Source organism: Halocatena marina (assembly GCF_023276375.1).
In the GTDB taxonomy this organism is placed as follows: domain Archaea; phylum Halobacteriota; class Halobacteria; order Halobacteriales; family Haloarculaceae; genus Halocatena; species Halocatena marina.
Genome location: NZ_JALLPK010000001.1, coordinates 374,091 through 390,160, shown reverse-complemented (window position 1 = coordinate 390,160; position 16,070 = coordinate 374,091). Strand labels below are relative to the sequence as shown.

The window sequence follows — 16,070 nt, the reverse complement described above, 5'->3', positions numbered from 1 at the left end:
GTGACTAAATCGGCCGAAGTTCGTTTCGGTCACATGCTCATTTCTGTGCCGGCGTATCCACGACAGAGCACAGCACATCCACCAAGACGTAATTGAACACGAAGCGTGGGTCATCAAACTGCTGAGCATGGAGTGCGACGGAGACGTCAATCCCGCTGGTCATTTCGTTCGGGTCGACCATGATGCGCCGCTGTTCACAAACAGACGGATCAACGATAGCGCTTAGAACAGCTTTTCTCGGTTGTTTACATCGATGTAAACGACGCTTCGAGCTATGAATGTCAACTCCCGCTAAGAACTCCTCACCGAAGAGATCGACGGGTCACTCGTAGAGCCACTCGCCATCGATCCGTTCGTAGTCGAGGAGTTCTTCCTCATCGAAGAACAGATCGATTTCGCGCTCGTTTGCGCCGGGGTCTTCGTGATCGGAGCCGTGAATCACGTTTCTCCCGAGGTCCAGCGCGTAATCACCACGGATCGTGCCGGGTGCGGCGTCGGCAGGGTCGGTCTCGCCCATCATCTGGCGGACCTGTCGCGTTGCGTCTTGTCCCTCCCAGACCATCGCAAAGACGGGACCCGACGTGATGAACGTCGTCAAGTCGTCGAAAAAGGGCTTATCGACGTGTTCGCCGTAGTGGTCGCGGGCGAGTTCGTCATCGATCTGCATGAACTTCCCACCAACGAGCTTCAGTCCACGTTCTTCGATCCGAGAGACGATCTCACCAATGAGTCCGCGCTGAACAGCGTCGGGCTTGGCCATCACGAAGGTGCGCTCACGAGCCATTACTCGTCATCCTCGTTCTCGTCGTCTTCAGACTCCTCACTCGTCTCGACGTCGTCCTCATCTGGCTGGTCGGCGGCGCCGGGCTCGCCTTCAACGCCAGTGTCAGCTGTCTCAGCCCGTTCGAGATCGGGGACCACATCGGAGCTCTCAGTGTCCGATTCCGTCTCCGACTCCGACTCGGCTTGCGTGTTGTCGCCACCTTCGCGTCGACCGGACTCGGTCCATTCGAGGCTTCGGGCCTCTCGACCGAGGAAGTAGTTTTTCTCGCATTTCGAATCTTTGAAATGCAGGACGGTGCCGTCGTTTCGGACGTACATGATGCCCGTTCCGGGTTCGATTTCGTCGCCGCTGAAATCGCAAATTCGTGTCGTCGGCATTCGTTACTGGCCTCCGATAGCGTCTGCTTCGCGGGCGGTCTCACGGAGCTGTAGGATGTCTCCTTCGCGGACCGGACCGAGGACGTTTCGTGTGATGATTCGACCTTGGTTTTCGCCGGATCGGATGCGACATTTGACCTGCATTGCCTCGCCGTGCATGCCGGTTTTTCCGACAACTTCGACGACCTCGGCTGCCGTCGCACCCTCCTGATTTTCCGCGCTCATTTACCTGAGTTCTCCGAGTTTGGCGGTGATGTCGTCGACATCACCCTCGGCCTCGCCTGCGTCGATGAGGGCAGCAGCTGCGCTACCAACTTCGAGACCAGCTGCGTGGCCGATGTCGTCCTGTGTTTCGACGAAGACGTACGAGATATCCTTCTCATCGCACAGTTCGGGGATATGCATGACAACTTCCTCGGGTTGGACATCTTCTGCGATGTACACCAACTCAGCGTTGCCGCGCTCGACTGCTTTCGTCGTTTCGTTCGTTCCTTTCTTTACCGAACCTGTGTCCCGGGCGACCTGAAGCGCCTCGATGGCGTCTTCTGCAAGATCTGCCGGAACGTCGAAATCTACGTAGACTGACATTGTTGATATTCTCCCCGCGCGTGGGCTCGCACTCCCCCGCCTCGTGGACGAACGAGAACACACCGATAGCCGGTTCGTGTATTGTTCTCCAGCGTCCACTGCCGACCTGCGTCGGCGAGTTGTCCTTGGCTGGGAGTATCATCAACCCCACACGGGCTGTATCCCGGTTTACTGTAGCCGTCCATAAAAGCGCTTCCGAACGCATGCGACCGTGTGTGACCACCACACAGCTCGTACACCGTCCGTTATTTGCCAGTACCGATGCGAAGACTACGCTATCGAAGACCGGAGAAGGCTTGCTTTTGTGGATCGTTCTCGGCGTATGCTCGTGGATCTCGTGCAGTCGCTCCGCGATGAGGCTCGCCGCGCGAACGAGCGGCGACTCCTCGTTCTCACAGGCACGCATGAGACTTGTCTCGACGCTGTTTCGACTGTTCTCGATACGCTCGCAGCCGATGCTGTTCTCGTTGGGCACCGTACTCTCAAGGAGTGTGAGCACTACCGACCCAAGAAATCGGACGCATTACTCGGAACGACTCGTGAATGCATCGTTTTCGATGCTCACGAGGAGTGTCGTCCGAACACCATTGGTCGTGTGGTTGGTGCGGTCGATGGAGGCGGGCTGTTGATCCTGCTTGCACCGCCACTCGATGCGTGGCCCGACCAACACGATCAATTCGACGAAACCCTCGCTGTCCCGCCCAGTGAGGATACTGACGTAACGAGAAACTTCCGACGTCGGTTGATCGCCCTCCTCCGTGCTCACGAGGGAATTGCCATCGTCGACGTGGATACCCAGCGCATCGAACGAGACGGACTAACCGACCCGGAACCAGCAGACGGGACATTCCACCCGACACCACCGTCCGAATCGAATCGATCGTTTCCAAGCGCCGCCTACCAGTCCTGTTTGACCGCCGACCAGCTGCGGGCCGTTCGGACGCTCGAACGGCTTCGTGAGCCGGCTCGTGCCACCGTTATCGAAGCTGACCGGGGACGAGGGAAGTCGAGTGCCGCTGGTCTTGCTGCGGGCGCACTCGCTGTTGATGGCCGCGACGTTCTCGTGACCGCGCCAACGTTCGTCGGCACACGAGCGGTGTTTACCCGCGCTCGGGAGTTGTTAGAGCAACTCGACGCGCTGTCAGCAACTGAGGAAACCGTCGTTCGCTCAAATGCTGGTGGACGAGTGTATTTCAAACCACCGGCCAGCGCAACCGACGCACTGAGAGAAGAGTCTGAGAAGCCGGATGCGGTCATCGTCGATGAGGCTGCTGCGCTTTCGGTCGCACTTCTCGAACAGTTTCTCACGCCCACACCTGTCGTGTTCGCGACCACCATCCACGGCTATGAAGGTGCTGGGCGAGGGTTTTCGGTGCGCTTTCGTGACCGACTGGCAGAAAGCGACCTCGATGTGACCGAGTGTACACTCCGAAGACCCATTCGATACGCCACAACAGATCCGATCGAGCGCTGGGCGTTTCGGACGCTGTTGCTCGACGCCCGGCCAGCCGTCAAAGAGCTGGTGACCGACGCACGATCCGAAACCATCGAGTACGAGCGACCGACAGCCGAGGCTCTCATCAACGACGAGCATCGGCTCAGGGAGCTGTTCGGGCTGCTCGTGCTCGCACATTATCGAACTGAGCCGGATGACCTCGTCCGACTTCTTGATGCTCCGAATCTCTCGATTCGAGCGCTGACACACGGGGGACGCATCGTCTCGGTCGCACTCCTCGCCCGTGAGGGTGGGCTGTCACGCGAGACGCGAACAGCGGCGTACGCTGGAGACCGCATTCGCGGAAATATGCTCCCAGACCTGCTCACGGGACAGCTGCGCGACCCCGACGCAACAGCCACAACAGGAATGAGAGTAATGCGCATCGCTACCCATCCAGCAGTGCGCTCGCGCGGGCTCGGATCACGCTTGTTAGACGAGATTCACGCCGAATTCGAGCAGATCGACTGGTTCGGCGTCGCCTACGGAACGACTCCCGAACTCCTCCGATTCTGGCGTGAGAACGGCTATCGGACGGTGCATCTCTCGACAACGAGAAACGAGACGAGCGGTGAACACAGTGCGGCGATGCTCCGACCGGTGGGTGAGTCAGCGCTGTTCGAACGCCACACACGGTGGTTCCGAGAGCGGATCGGCGGAATGCTCTCGGATACACTCACAGACCTCGATCCCGACATCGTTCGAGCTGCGCTGGCAGCAACCGACGGGCCCGCTGTGCTCGAACTGACCGATAGGGAGTGGCAACTCATCGTGAGTGCTGCGTTCGGTCCCGGCCAGTTCGATATGCACCCCGGCCCGTTCCGACGACTGGTGCTCACAACGCTGAGTGATCCCACAGCCGATGTGCTCTCTGCCCGCGAAGAACGACTCCTCGTCCGCCGGGTGTTGCAGGCACACTCGTGGGACGAGGTCGCAGAGGCGATGGAGATGTCATCGAGTGCGTGCCGGCGGGCACTGGGACGTGCGCTCCAACCGTTGGTCGATCTGTACGGTACTCAAGCGGCGGCCGACGAACGGCGGTGGTACGATGAGTGAGCTACTGACGCTGCTCGCGCTTGCAATGCTCGTCGGCGGTATTGCCGGGAGCGTCCTCCCGCTGCTTCCGGGGGCGTTGCTGTCGCTGACTGGAGTCTACCTGTATTGGTGGTCGACCGGATTCACTGATCCCGGCATGCTCTGGGTCTTCGTACTCACCACTATCGGCCTCACTGCGTTCATCGCGGATTACTTCGGTGGCGCGATCACCGCCCGCGCTGGCGGTGCCTCGCTTTTCACAACCGGTCTGGCGGTGGTCGTTGGATTCGTATTGCTGTTCGTTACGGGACCAATTGGCCTGCTTATCGGCATTGGAGGCACCGTCTTCCTCGCCGAATACTACCGTCACCGCGACGCCAAGACAGGTGGAAAAGCAGCGCTGTACGCAACGGTCGGTGTCATCGCTTCGACTGTGGCACAGGTGCTGCTCACGGTCTGCATGCTCGTGATGTTCGTGATTGCTGTCTTCGTCTAGGGTGGCACCGACGCTGTCTCAGCTTTGTTCTCGCTGATGAGCAATGCGATGGAGGGCATCGGCAATTGCTTCGGTTGCGATGAGGAATCGCCACAAAATGTAGCACAAACCGATCAGAGCGCCGATCAAAATGCCAAGGAGGAGCTGCTGAAGGAAGACGAAAAAATAAACGAACAAGAACACGTAGAAAAGAGCGATTCCGATGCGCCACTCACGAGAGAGTGATGGAGGGGACCATCCAGACATGTCAGCTTCATAGATGGCGTTTGATAAAATAGTTGCGACAGATAATGGCGGTCGTTGGACACGAACAAGATTTCGGTGGGCTACAAAGAGAGCACGATCAGGAATGTGTCATTCCTCGAAAGTGACGCCGGATCGCACGAGCGAGAGTGCAGAACGTCTGTTAGGCTCGACGAACAACAGAACCCATGCAGTGCGAAGAGAACGATTGTGAGAACGGTGCAGCCGTTCGTCTTCACATCCCGTGGACGAAGAACAAGGACGTTTGCACAGCCCACGCCCGCGCGCTTGCACAACAAGACGGCGTCGTCGCTGAACCACTCGAAGGGGCCGAGGAGGACTGGCGCTGATAGCACCAATCACTTGTGCTCGTTACAGATTAACGGCCATCATCACCTCGTCGAGATATTCGTTATCGATCTTGTAATGCTTCTCGCGCACCGCCTCGGTTTCCCAGCCATGACGGTCGAGGAACGCAATGGCGTCCTCGTTCGTCGACGGAACGCTGTTGCACACTTTTTCGTAGCCGTTTTCGTTCGCCCACTCCAGTCCGCGCTGGAGGAGGTGGCTCCCGATTCCGTGGCCGCGGTACGCCTCAATAACGCCAACAGTGAGTTCGGCAGTGTGGCCCAACTTTTCGATTTCGGGTGACGTGAGGTGCACCCATCCAACAACATCACCGTTGACGGTGGCGACGAAAAACACTCGAGATTCGAGATCGTTGTGCCGGAGCAACACGTTCTCGTGGTCGATGATGTCGGCGATGTTTTCGGCGACAATGTACGTCTTATCGGTGATTGCCTCGCGGATAGCCCCCACGAGTCCAGTGAGATCGTCCTCACGGGCTTGTCGAATCACGAATTCGACACCATCCTCCGAGAACTGCTCTTTCCCTCCGCTCTCGAAGGAAATCGTGAGCGTATCGTCGTGCTGTTCGATGATCCCGTCTCGTTTCAAAATCGCTACGTGATGGCCAAACGCAGCCGGTTCCATGTCGAGTCCCGCACGCGCTTTTTCGTACCCGACGCTCCCGTATCGCTCGACGTACTCGTATACGTCTTTCCGATCACGGTGAGTGAACTCGAGTTCGTCCGAGAACTGCATGATTAATAATATCACACCTCACTACTTAATCATTCGTGCTGATTTCGTCTGAACACATGGGTACCTTCGTCAGCAACTGCGCTGTATCCGTGATGTTGTGAGTGTCTATGAGTAGTTCTGCAGCCTCACGGACGGTGAACTCGGGATCGAGCGCGACATCGTAACACCGAGCGTAGAGAGCCAACCAATCGTTCATCGCGCGTTCGAGGAGCGCCATCTCGTCGGGAGAGAATCGGACCGGTTCATCTGCAGTACGTGCTTCGATATAGAGCCCAACAGTTGGACCAACACCAGTCTGGAGATACTCCATCGCTCGCTCTTCGTCAGGCGTCGCTGGCGGCTCGAACGCCTCCCGATCGCACCGAGCCTCGTCAGCCAGCGCAACGATCCGATCGTAGTACGCAGAGTTCGAATCCGAATCCGAGTTGGAGGACTCCATCGCCGTCAGCCGTGTTTGAACTCGACGCCCTTCCCACCTCGGGGGTGTTCCCATTCAGTCTCTGCGACGATAGCACAGGTACCACATTCGACACACGGCTGTGTATCCAAGCTGACGACTTGTTTCTGTCCGCCATTCGTTTGGATTGTCTCCTCACGGTAGCAGCCACCACCGAAGTCTGTGGCGCTGACGGGACAGGCGGAAACAGCGGCACCACTTGCCTCGGCCGAGTTATCGAGCAGCTTGATGTGTGGATTTCCAACGTCGGTGTCGTAGGTTAGGTCGCCGATGCGTTCTTCGAGGCTCGGTGGTACAATCGTGTTCCGTTCTTGAACCCGCGTTCCGAGCTCCTCTGCGATCATCGTCGGGAGCGTGACGTACGGTGTTTTGGTGTCTGGAGCCGCCATCGACATGAACGGTGAGCTGTACAGCCGTTGTAATAGACCGGCTGTGTCCATTGCTCGAACACCGATGCGACCGATGGGCGACGTGAGGAGTCGGTCGACCACGCTCGTCATGTCTTCTCGTTCGCCGATCGGTCGCATCATCTCGTAGCGCTTGGGTCGGAGTTTCCCCATCACGCCGCTGTCCTGAAGCTTCCGCTCGTAGCGTCTGCCAGCCGAATCGGTGTTGTTTCGTCTTTTTGCCTCTGCGAACGACTCGGCAGCCAGTGCCCCGGCCGTCACTGCGTGATTCATCCCTTTGATGATCGGACCCTGTGCCTGCATCTGTCCTCCAGCGTCGCCGACGAGGACAAGTCGGTCGCGGTGGGGGGAAGTGTGAGCCACCTTCTTCGAATCGGGAACGAGCTTCGCCGAGTACTCGATTTCGTCACACTCATCGTCGATCCACTGTCCGAGTAGTGGGTGGGTGAGCAACCCATTGAGTAGTTCGTGTGGCTCTGCTTGCTCGGCAACGAGGCTGTCGAGGTGGAAGACGGCTCCGATCGACAGCGTGTCCGTGTTGGTGTACAGGAATCCACCACCGCGAACGTCATCGAACAGATTGCCAGAGAAGAGGTGGGCAATACCCTCGTTTGGCCCAATGCCAAAGCGCTCTTCGATGCTCCCATCGGGCATGTCGACGACTGCTTTGACACCCTGGAACCATTCGTCTGGTTTCTCCCAGTCCATGAGACCAGAGTCCCGTGCGAGTTCACTGTTCACTCCATCAGCAGCCACGATGATGTCCGCTCGGATGGGGTCGATCTCGTCGCACGTGACGCCGATGATCTGGCCCTCGTTCCGAAGGAGCCCGTTGACGCTGATTCCGGTCAACAACCCGCCACCAGTTTCGCGCGTCCGCTCGTGAACGCGCTCTGCGAGCCACGAGTCCATGGGACGTCGCAGAACGGCGTCAGACCACTCTGTGTCGTGTTCGTGTAACGACGTGAGATCGAACTCCTTGACTTTCTCACCAGCGATGTTCTGGAGGTAATACTCAGTAATCGGTCGCTCTGTGGCCTCCTCTCTGAAATCTGGAAAGAGATCGTCGATTGTGTAGGGAGCAGACTCTTCGGCGTAAATGAGTCCACCAGAGACATTCTTCGATCCCGCATCGACCCCCCGTTCGAGGACGAGCGTTTCGATACCCTCATCTGCTAATTTCGCCGCCGCTGCTGCGCCGCCCGGGCCGGCACCAACAACGACAGCTTCGTAGTGTTCGTAATCATCAATCATCGGATTCACCTTTCATTTCGTCTGGCGTTTGATCTGCCCGCTCGTTCGCATCAGCGTCCGCGGATGATCCACCATCTGCAGCCGCTTTCAGGTCCAGCTCACCGGATTTCAGGGCTCCTGTCAGCTGTGGAACAACCTCGAACAGATCGCCTTCGATGAAGTAGTCGCTGAAATCCCGAATACGGGCATCAGGGTCGGTGTTGATGGTGACGATCGTCTCCGATTCGTCCATTCCGACCTTGTGCTGTACGGCACCGCTGATTCCAATAGCGATGTACAGCTCCGGCGCAACGACCTGCCCAGTCTCACCGATCTGGCGCTCTTCGCTTGTGTAGTCCTCGACATGTCCTGCGAAGTCGTACGAGCCGGTGACGATGCCACGAGAGACACCGACAGCGGCGTCTTCGAACGTGTTGGCAAGCTCTACGCCGAGCTCCATCCCAAGGGTCGGGTCGTCGCCGATTCCTCGTCCGAGCGCGACGATAACGTCGTGGTCTGTGAGGTCGACACCGCTATCGAGCCGATCGTGCTCAATTACATCCACGCGCATCCAGTCCGAATCGAGATCGACTTCGTGCGTTATAATTTGTCCGTCTCTTTCGGAATTTACCTCAGGAATGTCGAAACTACCAGGGATGACCGACGCACCCTGTGGATGAAACTCCCGATTCGGATTGTCGAGACACAAAATGGTCGAGTATTCGAAGCCGCTGAAATCCGGGCGCTTCATGTGTAGGACGCGCTCGAATGTCTTCTTCTCGCCTGGACGACCAGTTTTGACTGGATTGCTGATGACGCTCTCTTCGATGTAGAGCCCAGAGCAGTCGCTCGCTAATCCACTATCGAGTTCAGCTTGTACCTGCGCCGAAAGATCGCGGCCATTGTTCGTCGCTGGAAAGATGGTGTAGCGCGGTTCGTCATATTCGCGCCAATCGGCGTCCGCCCGCGCCATATCCACGAATATCTCCGTGTACGGTTTGTGCCGGAAGCGCGAGAGCCGTTCGTCCTCGTACTGGACGACAACGTCAGCGCCGTAGCCGATGAGCTCCTCTGAGAGCTCCGAGACATCGTCGCCGATGAGTACTGCAACGACGCGCTCGTCCGTGTCATACTCCTCGTTGTACGCATCCATCAGCTGGCGGGATTTCCCCACCATCTCTTTGGAGACGTCGATGAGCCCTCCTGCTTGCGTCTCACAGTAGACCCACATGTCGCGGTACGCTCCGTCATCGAGCGCACGAATGTGTCGTTTATCCGCTGTCGGGTGGTCGAGATCCGGGTGTTTCTCCTCGGGAGAGAGTCGTTCTTCTTCCTCTTTTACTTCTTCTTCTTCACCACTACCAGAAACCGAATCGATCCGACTCTCGATGAGCCGCTTTGCGCTATCGCGGTCGTTACCCTTTTTCTCGGCTTCGAGGAGTACTTCGAGTTCCTCAGCATCATCGATGTCTTGCAGTGCGTTCCCTAGCTCAGCTGTGGACAGCTCCGACGGATCGAGCTCGTCGACATCGACCTCGTCTTCGTCCTCGGTGAACTTCTCGATTCGACTCTCGATGAGCGTCTTTGCGCCCTGTCTGTCTTTGCCGTCTTTCTCGGCTTCGAGGATCGTCTGAAGTGCATCGACATCCTCGATGTCTTTCAGTTCCGGGCCGAGTTCGGAGATGGTGTACTCGCTCGGGTCGAGATCCGCCACGATCAATCACCCCCTGCCGCGAACGGCTGTATTGTATCGAACACGTTACCCATCTCACTCTCGTCGGTTGGATCGACCATCGTTGCCTCGCGCTCTGCGGGGGGCTTTGGAATCGGATCCACTGACGAAACGATTGTGGGCGACCCATCGAGACCGATGTAATCCGGATCGAGATTCAGGTCGCTGTGATCCCACGTCGTCAGATGGTGCTCGTAGTGTTCGGCTCGGTCTTTCGTTTTTGCTCGGAGATCTTTCAGCGTCAATTGCTCGCCCGCAGTCCGGTAGGACGGATCAAACTCGGGATCGGCAACGATGAACGCGGGCAACGGTGCCTCGACGGTTTCGATCTCATCGACGCCGCCTTCAACGAGCCTCTTTGCCCGCACTACTCGCTCCTCTTCGTCCACGTCGAGTGCGATGACGTGGGTGATCATGGGCATGTCGAGCGCCCAGCAGGCCTGTGGACCGGTGTGACCCGTCTCACCGTCGGCGGTTTTGAAGCCAGCCAAAACGAGATCAGGAACACCGAGCTTTTCGAGTCCCGTGCTGAGCGTGATCGCCGTTGCCCACGTATCCGAGGCTGCTAGCTCGCGGTCTGAAAGCAAGTAGAGATCATCGGCGTACACAGAGTCCATCGCCTCTGCGAGCACGTCGCCGTATCCTGGTGGTCCCATACTCATCACGCTGACTCGCCCACCGTGTCGTACCTTCGTTTGAAGCGCTGCACGGAGCGCGTGCTTGTCGTTCGGGTTCATAACGGTCGGGGTCTTTCCCCGTTCGAGGTGTCCGTCCTCGTCGAACGAGACCTGCCCCTCGCGGAAATCGGGAACCCCTTTTGTGAGAACAATCGAGTGCATTGGCATGTGTTTCCCTGTCTTGGTATGAGTACTACGGGAGGCTAATAGCTTTTTGTTGTGTCACATAAATGTTGTTATCCCTATACAAATATGTAAATAATGGGTGCGTGCTGAACGACGCTGTTCGTACTTTCAGCGTCTTGAATATGTATGGAGACGTGTTAGTTTAGATACGGCCTGCGCGGCCGGGGTCGACATCGATAGCATCGACGGGACAGACATCAACACAGAGCATGCAGTCGATACACTGGGCCTCGTGCGTCGGTTCGACTTTGATTTCGCTTTCAGGGTGATCTGGAGTGTCAACCCACGTGAAGACATCAACCGGACAATCCTCCAAGCAAGCTCCGTCACCGATGCAGATATCGTAGTCGACGGCAACGTGGGTCCCGTGAATACCGAGCTCTTCCGGCGGATCAACTGGTCCCCAGACATCAACGCCGTTCTCTTGTCCGACGTTTTCTCGGTTTTGTTCGAATTGTGGGTCTATGGGCATCGATACCTAGATTGACTCGCTGGTAGGTACTTAAGAGTGTTCCCGAATGTGATTGATTCAATGCAAGACGTTCGAGCAGTTGATTCGATGGAAGCCTTCGAACGGTCGACGCCGTAGGGGATACTACGGGTGTGTGAAATACGCGATTCCGGTGTCGTTCATTTCATCGATTCGGACGAAGCCAACGCGTTCGAACTGAACGAGATCATCTGGTGCGTATTCCCTGACGCCGGGTTCGGCGTGTCCTTCGATGGCTCCGTTCATCGTCTGCAGCGTCAGTGGGACGTTTTCATCGGCGGGCACCCAGTGGATGACGGGAACGTCATCCTCTCGAACGGCTTCGATCCCGTCGCCGGTGAATTCGAATGCATCACGGTTGTGCCGGACACAGCCGTACCCCTTTAGCCAGACGCGTTTGCCGTTGGCTGGCACATCGTCCGGTTCTACGAGCACAGCGTCGGAGACTGGAATGTGACGGGTCCCGCGTTCTTCGTGGTCGGGATGAACAGGGGGTTCACCGGCATCAGGACCGCCCACAACTACCTTTTCGACGCCATTGCGCACGAAGAATGCACGGTCAGTGTTGTCGTCGATCCGTTCTCGATTCTCGGCGTAGATAGCCGACATCGCTACGTCGACATCGCTGGTCGAGGTACCGAGGGCGGTGAGCGCTGCGACGATAGCGTCACCACGAATCCCTCGCTGTCGGAGGCTAGCGAGAGTGGGCGCACGAGGATCGTCCCAGCCGTCGAGTTCGCCTTCCGCTATGAGCCCCTTGATCGTCGAGGTGCTCATCTTCACGTCGTAGGCGTCGAGTTGTACGTGTCCCCAGTGAATCACTTCAGGGTACTCCCATCCGAAGTAGTCGTACAGGAACTGTTGGCGTCGTGCCGAGTCCTGAAGATCGATGCCACGGATGATGTGCGTGATTCCCGTCAGGTGGTCGTCGATGCCGCTTTGGAAATCGAGGATCGGCCAACACCGATAGTCGGCGGCTTCCTCGCGGGGGTGTGGCGTATCGATCATCCGGAATGCGGCCCAGTCGCGCAGCGCCGGGTTCTTGTGCTCGATGTCGGTCCGAACGCGCAGAACCATCTCACCCGGATCGTACTCACCAGCCACCATCGATTCGAATTCCTCGCTGATCGTCGCTCGGTCCTTGTCTCGGTGCGGACAAGGGTTCCCCGCATTCTTCAGTTCGGAGAACTCTTCTGCGGGACACGAGCAGGTGTACGCTCCATCGAGTTCGATGAGCTCACGTGCGTGATCGTAGTACGTTTCGAGCCGATCGGACGCACGGATGACTTCGTCTGGTTCGAATCCGAGATAGTCGATGGCATCGAGAATAGCGTCGTATGCGTCGAGATCAGGCCGCTTCGTCACCGGGTCAGTGTCGTCGAATCGACAGAGCATCCACCCGTCGTAGCGATCCTTGTACGTCCCGATGACCGCTGGCATCCGTGCGTTACCGATGTGCCACGGCCCGTTCGGGTTGGGCGCGAGACGCATCCGGATCTGGTCGTACGCGTCTGTGTTGGGGAGATCTGGAAGCGTTTGTTCATCTTGTTCGTCGTCTTCGGCGTCGATTTCTGCCAGACGGTCCGGGTCGAGTTCAGCGAGCTGCTCCCGGCGTTCGGCCGATGTGAGCGAATTGACTCGCTCGACGACGGGAGCGACAATGCCCGCAACCTGATCTCCGTGCTCTCTGAACGCCGGATTTTCGCCCATGAGGGGCCCGAGGATTGCCCCGACCTGTGCCTCGTTGTCGTGCTTCAGCGCGTTGTAGAGCGCGCTTGTCTCCGCCTCGCGCTCGATACGCTCTCTGAGATCGTCGTCCATGAGTGTGATACCAAGCGAGGGATCAAAACCGCCGTGGATTGAGCGTGTGATCGAGGCGATACTCTAAGAGAAAGTACGATTCGAATTCATCACTAGTACGTTGGTATCTGTACGATTCGATCTCGTTAGAGTAGCTATCTCGAATTGAAATGGCTCGTATTACTCTTTAGCCTAGTGTTAAACAGTCGTGAACAGTGAGTGAGTGGTTTCAAGCTGAGCTTGAAGATCTTCAAGCAGGCTAATACAAAGAGTATGCAGTTCGTCTGATGGGTAGCGATACCGCATCGTTGTCGGTCGATCGGTGGGCCGTGGTGGTGCGTGTTCGTCTCAGAGCCATCATATCCATGCTTCGTCTCCGTCGCCTTGCGATCGTGCTGATTGCTATCGGGTTGATCACGAGTGCCATCTACGCTACCGGCGCATTTTCGAATTTGTCGGCATCACGAGATGCGAACGTGCGCGTTGCTGGGGATGCAAGCGGGTATCTCGCGCTTCAGCCGTCGGATGGTCCCAACGGTGCGTACGCGACCCAGCAGAACGGGCGATTACGCGTCTCGTTGACAGAGGTGGCTACCGCGAAGGGTAAAGGGGTGAATCCGAACGCCATAACGCGCGTACAGAACGTCTTTACGATCACTAATCAGGGCACCCAGCCAGTGGAGGTGTGGCTCACTGACGACAGCGACGCCGTCGCCTTCGAACGAGGAACGGCAGGAGCGCCATTTGAAGGCAGAGGACAGGCTGTCACGCTTCAGCCGGGCACGCCGCTCACGGTGAGCGTGGCTGTCGATACGCGGGAGGTCGAACAAGGTTCGAAGTTACAGCCGTCGATGACGCTGCACACCAGCACCGATGTGTCGAGCGCGCGCGCTGGCGGACCGATAGAAACCGGAACCAGTGGCGGACAGGCATCGGGTGGTGGGACGAAACAGTCGGACACCGAGCGAACACAGCCTAACGAGAAAGACACGACGAACCCAGACACTGAGTCTGATTCGGACTCGATGGTGACGATCGCGGGGATCACGCTGCAGGAGGATGATGCGACGGCGTTCAAAGACGGACTGGTCTACGGTGCCACCGGGATGCCGGACGGGGCGCAAACCCAATCCACGCACGCTTCGCCGTTTTATGCGCTCGCTCACATGGCTGTGGGCTTTGTCCCCGGTCTCGGTGACGCGGCAGACGTGCGCGATGCGATTCAGCACGGGGCCAACGGAAAGTGGGGTGAGGCTATCATCTCAGGAATGGCCATCGCTCCTGTCGTTGGAGCGAGCGCAAACAGCGCCAAAGCACTCGATTTCGCCAAAGACTGGATCAAACGATTCCCGTCCAAAGGTGACGAGATCGGGTCCCTGCTCGCCAAGCACGTCGCCCCCCATATGCCGGACTCGCTTTCTGTGAAACTGCTGGATATCTTCTCCGGAGGGAAGGCGAGTGAACTCAAACAGAGCGGGAAGTCCGTCGATGAGATCATCAATCGGGCGGAGAAAGGCGCGCTCTCGAAGAAGCCTAAGAAGAATCCGAATGAAGGGAAACGACTCGTTACTGATGGAGGACGGTCAACAGCCGATATTAAAAAGACGATCCAGAACGGACGGTTTGTAGACGACGGTCTGACCGACGCCAACTACCGCCATATTGGCAAGCAGGGCAACGTGGATGAGACGATGATGGCCGTCAATCCGAAACAGAAACGTTGGGGTGACGGGGAAGTCGTCTGGCTCGAAAAAGGGAATGGTGGTGCTGGTTGGAAGCACATTCTCCAAAGACATGAAGACCAGTTCTATAAAAGATACAAAGTTTCAAATAAAGACGAAATGATGGACATTATTTATAAAACAATCAAGGAAGGAGAGCCAAAGAGAATACCAGAGAAAGAGGGTGGTGGGACAGCGTATGGATACGTGACGGACTCGGGTGAGCCAATATCTGTAATTGTTGGTGATAACGGGTATATTGTCACATCCATACCCGCTAAATCGAAATATCACTAATAGTTCTAAAGATGGTTACAACCTCCAAAATACGTATTCAAGTCCTCGGAATCGAGCCAGAAGCGATCTACCAAGGGACAGTTTACGATCAGACAGTACGAGCGAAATTGCAGAACGGATTCGAGATTCGACTGTTTGATCTACCTATGCCTGTCGTCGAAGAAGAGATGGTTGGAGAGAATATCGATGTAAGTATTAGACTTGATCTATATGATGATATATATGAGAATACTGATAAGAAGATTGGCATCAGCCACCCAAAATCTCCGGCAAGTAAATGGAACTATGATTTCGTTGGTGAGATTCGTGAAATTGACTCGAACGAGCGTTCAATATTGCTTGATATTGGGTACGGTTTAGTCTCGGCTGTGTATTATTCTGATGATATTGATGAATTGATCGAGTCAGATAATATTACTATTGGCACTCGGTTGTACCTCCCGGATGTTCAAGCAGACATAATCAGCATTAGTAACACTAACACAACAGAGTGATGGATACTGTTAAATCTAACGTCCTAACTAACAGCAATTTAAGCTCAGTATCGAATTCTATCGATGGATAACTAAACGGTAGACAGTGGTGTGGTTGTGGTCGCTATGCAACAGGCTCGATATTGATACCTCTTTGGTGGTTACGAAACAGGGATGGGTTGATGCGGTTACCGAGATGTGCCACGAACTCGTGGATGTTACAAGGACTGTGTCACCTTCGCCGAGAACGCGTACGGGGAGTACGAAGATATGATAGAGGAGATGGAAGAGGTGTACGATTGGGCAGACGAACACATTCAGGAATTGCTTGCTGCTACGTCCACGAACGAATGACGGACAGTTACTGATAGAACAGACGAGAACGCTCAAACGGAGCGGCAAATCTGTCGATGAGACCATCAAACGCGCAGAAAGGAATCTCTCAAGAAAAAATCGAACACAACAACCCCACAGT

Annotated in this window: 19 protein-coding genes; 6 read left to right on the top strand and 13 right to left on the bottom strand. The window is 56.5% G+C overall.

The genetic code is table 11. The features are described 5' to 3' along the window. Window positions 1-37: 37 nt before the first annotated feature. From MW898_RS01940 to rpl7ae, 5 genes are all read right to left on the bottom strand, one after another. Window positions 38-181: a hypothetical protein gene (locus MW898_RS01940; RefSeq protein WP_248904067.1), complete on the bottom strand. Its 144-nt coding sequence runs from the start codon at window positions 179-181 to the stop codon at window positions 38-40. Window positions 182-322: 141 nt separating this feature from the next. Beyond that, window positions 323-784, bottom strand: a complete 462-nt coding sequence (ndk, locus tag MW898_RS01935) for a nucleoside-diphosphate kinase (RefSeq protein ID WP_248904065.1) — start codon at window positions 782-784, stop codon at window positions 323-325. Continuing rightward, a complete protein-coding gene (locus MW898_RS01930) occupies window positions 784-1,161 on the bottom strand; it encodes a 50S ribosomal protein L24e (protein WP_248904063.1) in 378 nt (125 codons plus the stop codon). Before MW898_RS01930 ends, ndk begins: the two co-directional genes overlap by 1 nt. Window positions 1,162-1,164: 3 nt before the next feature. Beyond that, a complete protein-coding gene (locus tag MW898_RS01925) occupies window positions 1,165-1,386 on the bottom strand; it encodes a 30S ribosomal protein S28e (protein WP_248904061.1) in 222 nt (73 codons plus the stop codon). Further along, window positions 1,387-1,749: a 50S ribosomal protein L7Ae gene (gene rpl7ae, locus MW898_RS01920; protein ID WP_248904058.1), complete on the bottom strand. Its 363-nt coding sequence runs from the start codon at window positions 1,747-1,749 to the stop codon at window positions 1,387-1,389. A gap of 322 nt (window positions 1,750-2,071) precedes the next feature. Between rpl7ae and tmcA the strand changes: the two genes are divergently transcribed. Both tmcA and MW898_RS01910 read left to right on the top strand, forming a co-directional pair. Beyond that, the gene (gene tmcA / locus MW898_RS01915; RefSeq protein ID WP_248904056.1) at window positions 2,072-4,300 is read left to right on the top strand and encodes a tRNA(Met) cytidine acetyltransferase TmcA; all 2,229 of its coding nucleotides are present in this window, start codon (window positions 2,072-2,074) and stop codon (window positions 4,298-4,300) included. Further along, window positions 4,293-4,775: a DUF456 domain-containing protein gene (locus MW898_RS01910; protein WP_248904055.1), complete on the top strand. Its 483-nt coding sequence runs from the start codon at window positions 4,293-4,295 to the stop codon at window positions 4,773-4,775. Before tmcA ends, MW898_RS01910 begins: the two co-directional genes overlap by 8 nt. Before the next feature lie 18 nt (window positions 4,776-4,793). Here the strand turns inward: MW898_RS01910 and MW898_RS01905 are convergent, their stop codons facing one another. Beyond that, window positions 4,794-5,021: a DUF8066 domain-containing protein gene (locus MW898_RS01905; protein WP_248904053.1), complete on the bottom strand. Its 228-nt coding sequence runs from the start codon at window positions 5,019-5,021 to the stop codon at window positions 4,794-4,796. A 185-nt stretch (window positions 5,022-5,206) separates the two neighbouring features. On the opposite strand from MW898_RS01905, the gene MW898_RS01900 reads away from it, so the two are divergent. After that, window positions 5,207-5,368 carry a DUF8014 family protein gene (locus MW898_RS01900; RefSeq protein WP_248904051.1) on the top strand — a complete coding sequence of 54 codons (162 nt, stop codon included), beginning with the start codon at window positions 5,207-5,209 and terminating at the stop codon, window positions 5,366-5,368. Between the two features lie 22 nt (window positions 5,369-5,390). On the opposite strand, the gene MW898_RS01895 is transcribed toward MW898_RS01900, so the two are convergent. From MW898_RS01895 to MW898_RS01865, 7 genes are all read right to left on the bottom strand, one after another. Beyond that, a complete protein-coding gene (locus MW898_RS01895) occupies window positions 5,391-6,122 on the bottom strand; it encodes a GNAT family N-acetyltransferase (protein ID WP_248904049.1) in 732 nt (243 codons plus the stop codon). A 25-nt stretch (window positions 6,123-6,147) separates the two neighbouring features. Beyond that, on the bottom strand, window positions 6,148-6,561 hold the full coding sequence (locus tag MW898_RS01890) for a DUF8055 family protein (protein ID WP_248904047.1): 414 nt from the start codon (window positions 6,559-6,561) through the stop codon (window positions 6,148-6,150). A 5-nt stretch (window positions 6,562-6,566) separates the two neighbouring features. Then, window positions 6,567-8,237, bottom strand: coding sequence for an FAD-binding protein (locus tag MW898_RS01885; RefSeq protein WP_368409158.1), 1,671 nt, complete (start codon window positions 8,235-8,237; stop codon window positions 6,567-6,569). After that, window positions 8,233-9,933: an electron transfer flavoprotein subunit alpha/FixB family protein gene (locus MW898_RS01880; RefSeq protein WP_248904043.1), complete on the bottom strand. Its 1,701-nt coding sequence runs from the start codon at window positions 9,931-9,933 to the stop codon at window positions 8,233-8,235. Before MW898_RS01880 ends, MW898_RS01885 begins: the two co-directional genes overlap by 5 nt. Window positions 9,934-9,935: 2 nt before the next feature. Next, complete coding sequence (locus MW898_RS01875) at window positions 9,936-10,790, bottom strand: electron transfer flavoprotein subunit beta/FixA family protein (RefSeq protein WP_248904040.1); 855 nt, start codon at window positions 10,788-10,790, stop codon at window positions 9,936-9,938. A 166-nt stretch (window positions 10,791-10,956) separates the two neighbouring features. Then, window positions 10,957-11,286: a 4Fe-4S dicluster domain-containing protein gene (locus MW898_RS01870; RefSeq protein ID WP_248904038.1), complete on the bottom strand. Its 330-nt coding sequence runs from the start codon at window positions 11,284-11,286 to the stop codon at window positions 10,957-10,959. 123 nt (window positions 11,287-11,409) lie between these two features. Next, window positions 11,410-13,125 (bottom strand): glutamate--tRNA ligase, encoded by a 1,716-nt coding sequence (locus tag MW898_RS01865; RefSeq protein ID WP_248904036.1) that lies wholly within the window; start codon window positions 13,123-13,125, stop codon window positions 11,410-11,412. A 266-nt stretch (window positions 13,126-13,391) separates the two neighbouring features. Here MW898_RS01865 and MW898_RS01860 point away from each other — a divergent pair, with 266 nt between their 5' ends. The 3 genes from MW898_RS01860 to MW898_RS01850 all read left to right on the top strand — a co-directional run bounded on the left by MW898_RS01860 (window position 13,392) and on the right by MW898_RS01850 (window position 15,949). Further along, window positions 13,392-15,122: a hypothetical protein gene (locus MW898_RS01860; protein ID WP_248904034.1), complete on the top strand. Its 1,731-nt coding sequence runs from the start codon at window positions 13,392-13,394 to the stop codon at window positions 15,120-15,122. Between the two features lie 146 nt (window positions 15,123-15,268). Continuing rightward, window positions 15,269-15,616 carry a hypothetical protein gene (locus MW898_RS01855; RefSeq protein WP_248904033.1) on the top strand — a complete coding sequence of 116 codons (348 nt, stop codon included), beginning with the start codon at window positions 15,269-15,271 and terminating at the stop codon, window positions 15,614-15,616. Between the two features lie 177 nt (window positions 15,617-15,793). Next, entirely contained in the window at window positions 15,794-15,949 is a 156-nt protein-coding gene (locus tag MW898_RS01850; RefSeq protein WP_248904032.1) for a hypothetical protein, read from the top strand. Window positions 15,950-16,070: the final 121 nt, after the last annotated feature.

Excerpts from the sequence above, each read along its gene's own strand:
- MW898_RS01940 (WP_248904067.1), bottom strand. The coding sequence starts at position 181 with ATGGTCGACCCGAACGAAATGACCAGCGGGATTGACGTCTCCGTCGCA.
- ndk (WP_248904065.1), bottom strand. The coding sequence starts at position 784 with ATGGCTCGTGAGCGCACCTTCGTGATGGCCAAGCCCGACGCTGTTCAG.
- MW898_RS01930 (WP_248904063.1), bottom strand. The coding sequence starts at position 1,161 with ATGCCGACGACACGAATTTGCGATTTCAGCGGCGACGAAATCGAACCC.
- MW898_RS01925 (WP_248904061.1), bottom strand. The coding sequence starts at position 1,386 with ATGAGCGCGGAAAATCAGGAGGGTGCGACGGCAGCCGAGGTCGTCGAA.
- rpl7ae (WP_248904058.1), bottom strand. The coding sequence starts at position 1,749 with ATGTCAGTCTACGTAGATTTCGACGTTCCGGCAGATCTTGCAGAAGAC.
- tmcA (WP_248904056.1), top strand. The coding sequence starts at position 2,072 with ATGCTCGTGGATCTCGTGCAGTCGCTCCGCGATGAGGCTCGCCGCGCG.
- MW898_RS01910 (WP_248904055.1), top strand. The coding sequence starts at position 4,293 with ATGAGTGAGCTACTGACGCTGCTCGCGCTTGCAATGCTCGTCGGCGGT.
- MW898_RS01905 (WP_248904053.1), bottom strand. The coding sequence starts at position 5,021 with ATGTCTGGATGGTCCCCTCCATCACTCTCTCGTGAGTGGCGCATCGGA.
- MW898_RS01900 (WP_248904051.1), top strand. The coding sequence starts at position 5,207 with ATGCAGTGCGAAGAGAACGATTGTGAGAACGGTGCAGCCGTTCGTCTT.
- MW898_RS01895 (WP_248904049.1), bottom strand. The coding sequence starts at position 6,122 with ATGCAGTTCTCGGACGAACTCGAGTTCACTCACCGTGATCGGAAAGAC.
- MW898_RS01890 (WP_248904047.1), bottom strand. The coding sequence starts at position 6,561 with ATGGAGTCCTCCAACTCGGATTCGGATTCGAACTCTGCGTACTACGAT.
- MW898_RS01875 (WP_248904040.1), bottom strand. The coding sequence starts at position 10,790 with ATGCACTCGATTGTTCTCACAAAAGGGGTTCCCGATTTCCGCGAGGGG.
- MW898_RS01870 (WP_248904038.1), bottom strand. The coding sequence starts at position 11,286 with ATGCCCATAGACCCACAATTCGAACAAAACCGAGAAAACGTCGGACAA.
- MW898_RS01865 (WP_248904036.1), bottom strand. The coding sequence starts at position 13,125 with ATGGACGACGATCTCAGAGAGCGTATCGAGCGCGAGGCGGAGACAAGC.
- MW898_RS01860 (WP_248904034.1), top strand. The coding sequence starts at position 13,392 with ATGGGTAGCGATACCGCATCGTTGTCGGTCGATCGGTGGGCCGTGGTG.
- MW898_RS01855 (WP_248904033.1), top strand. The coding sequence starts at position 15,269 with ATGCCTGTCGTCGAAGAAGAGATGGTTGGAGAGAATATCGATGTAAGT.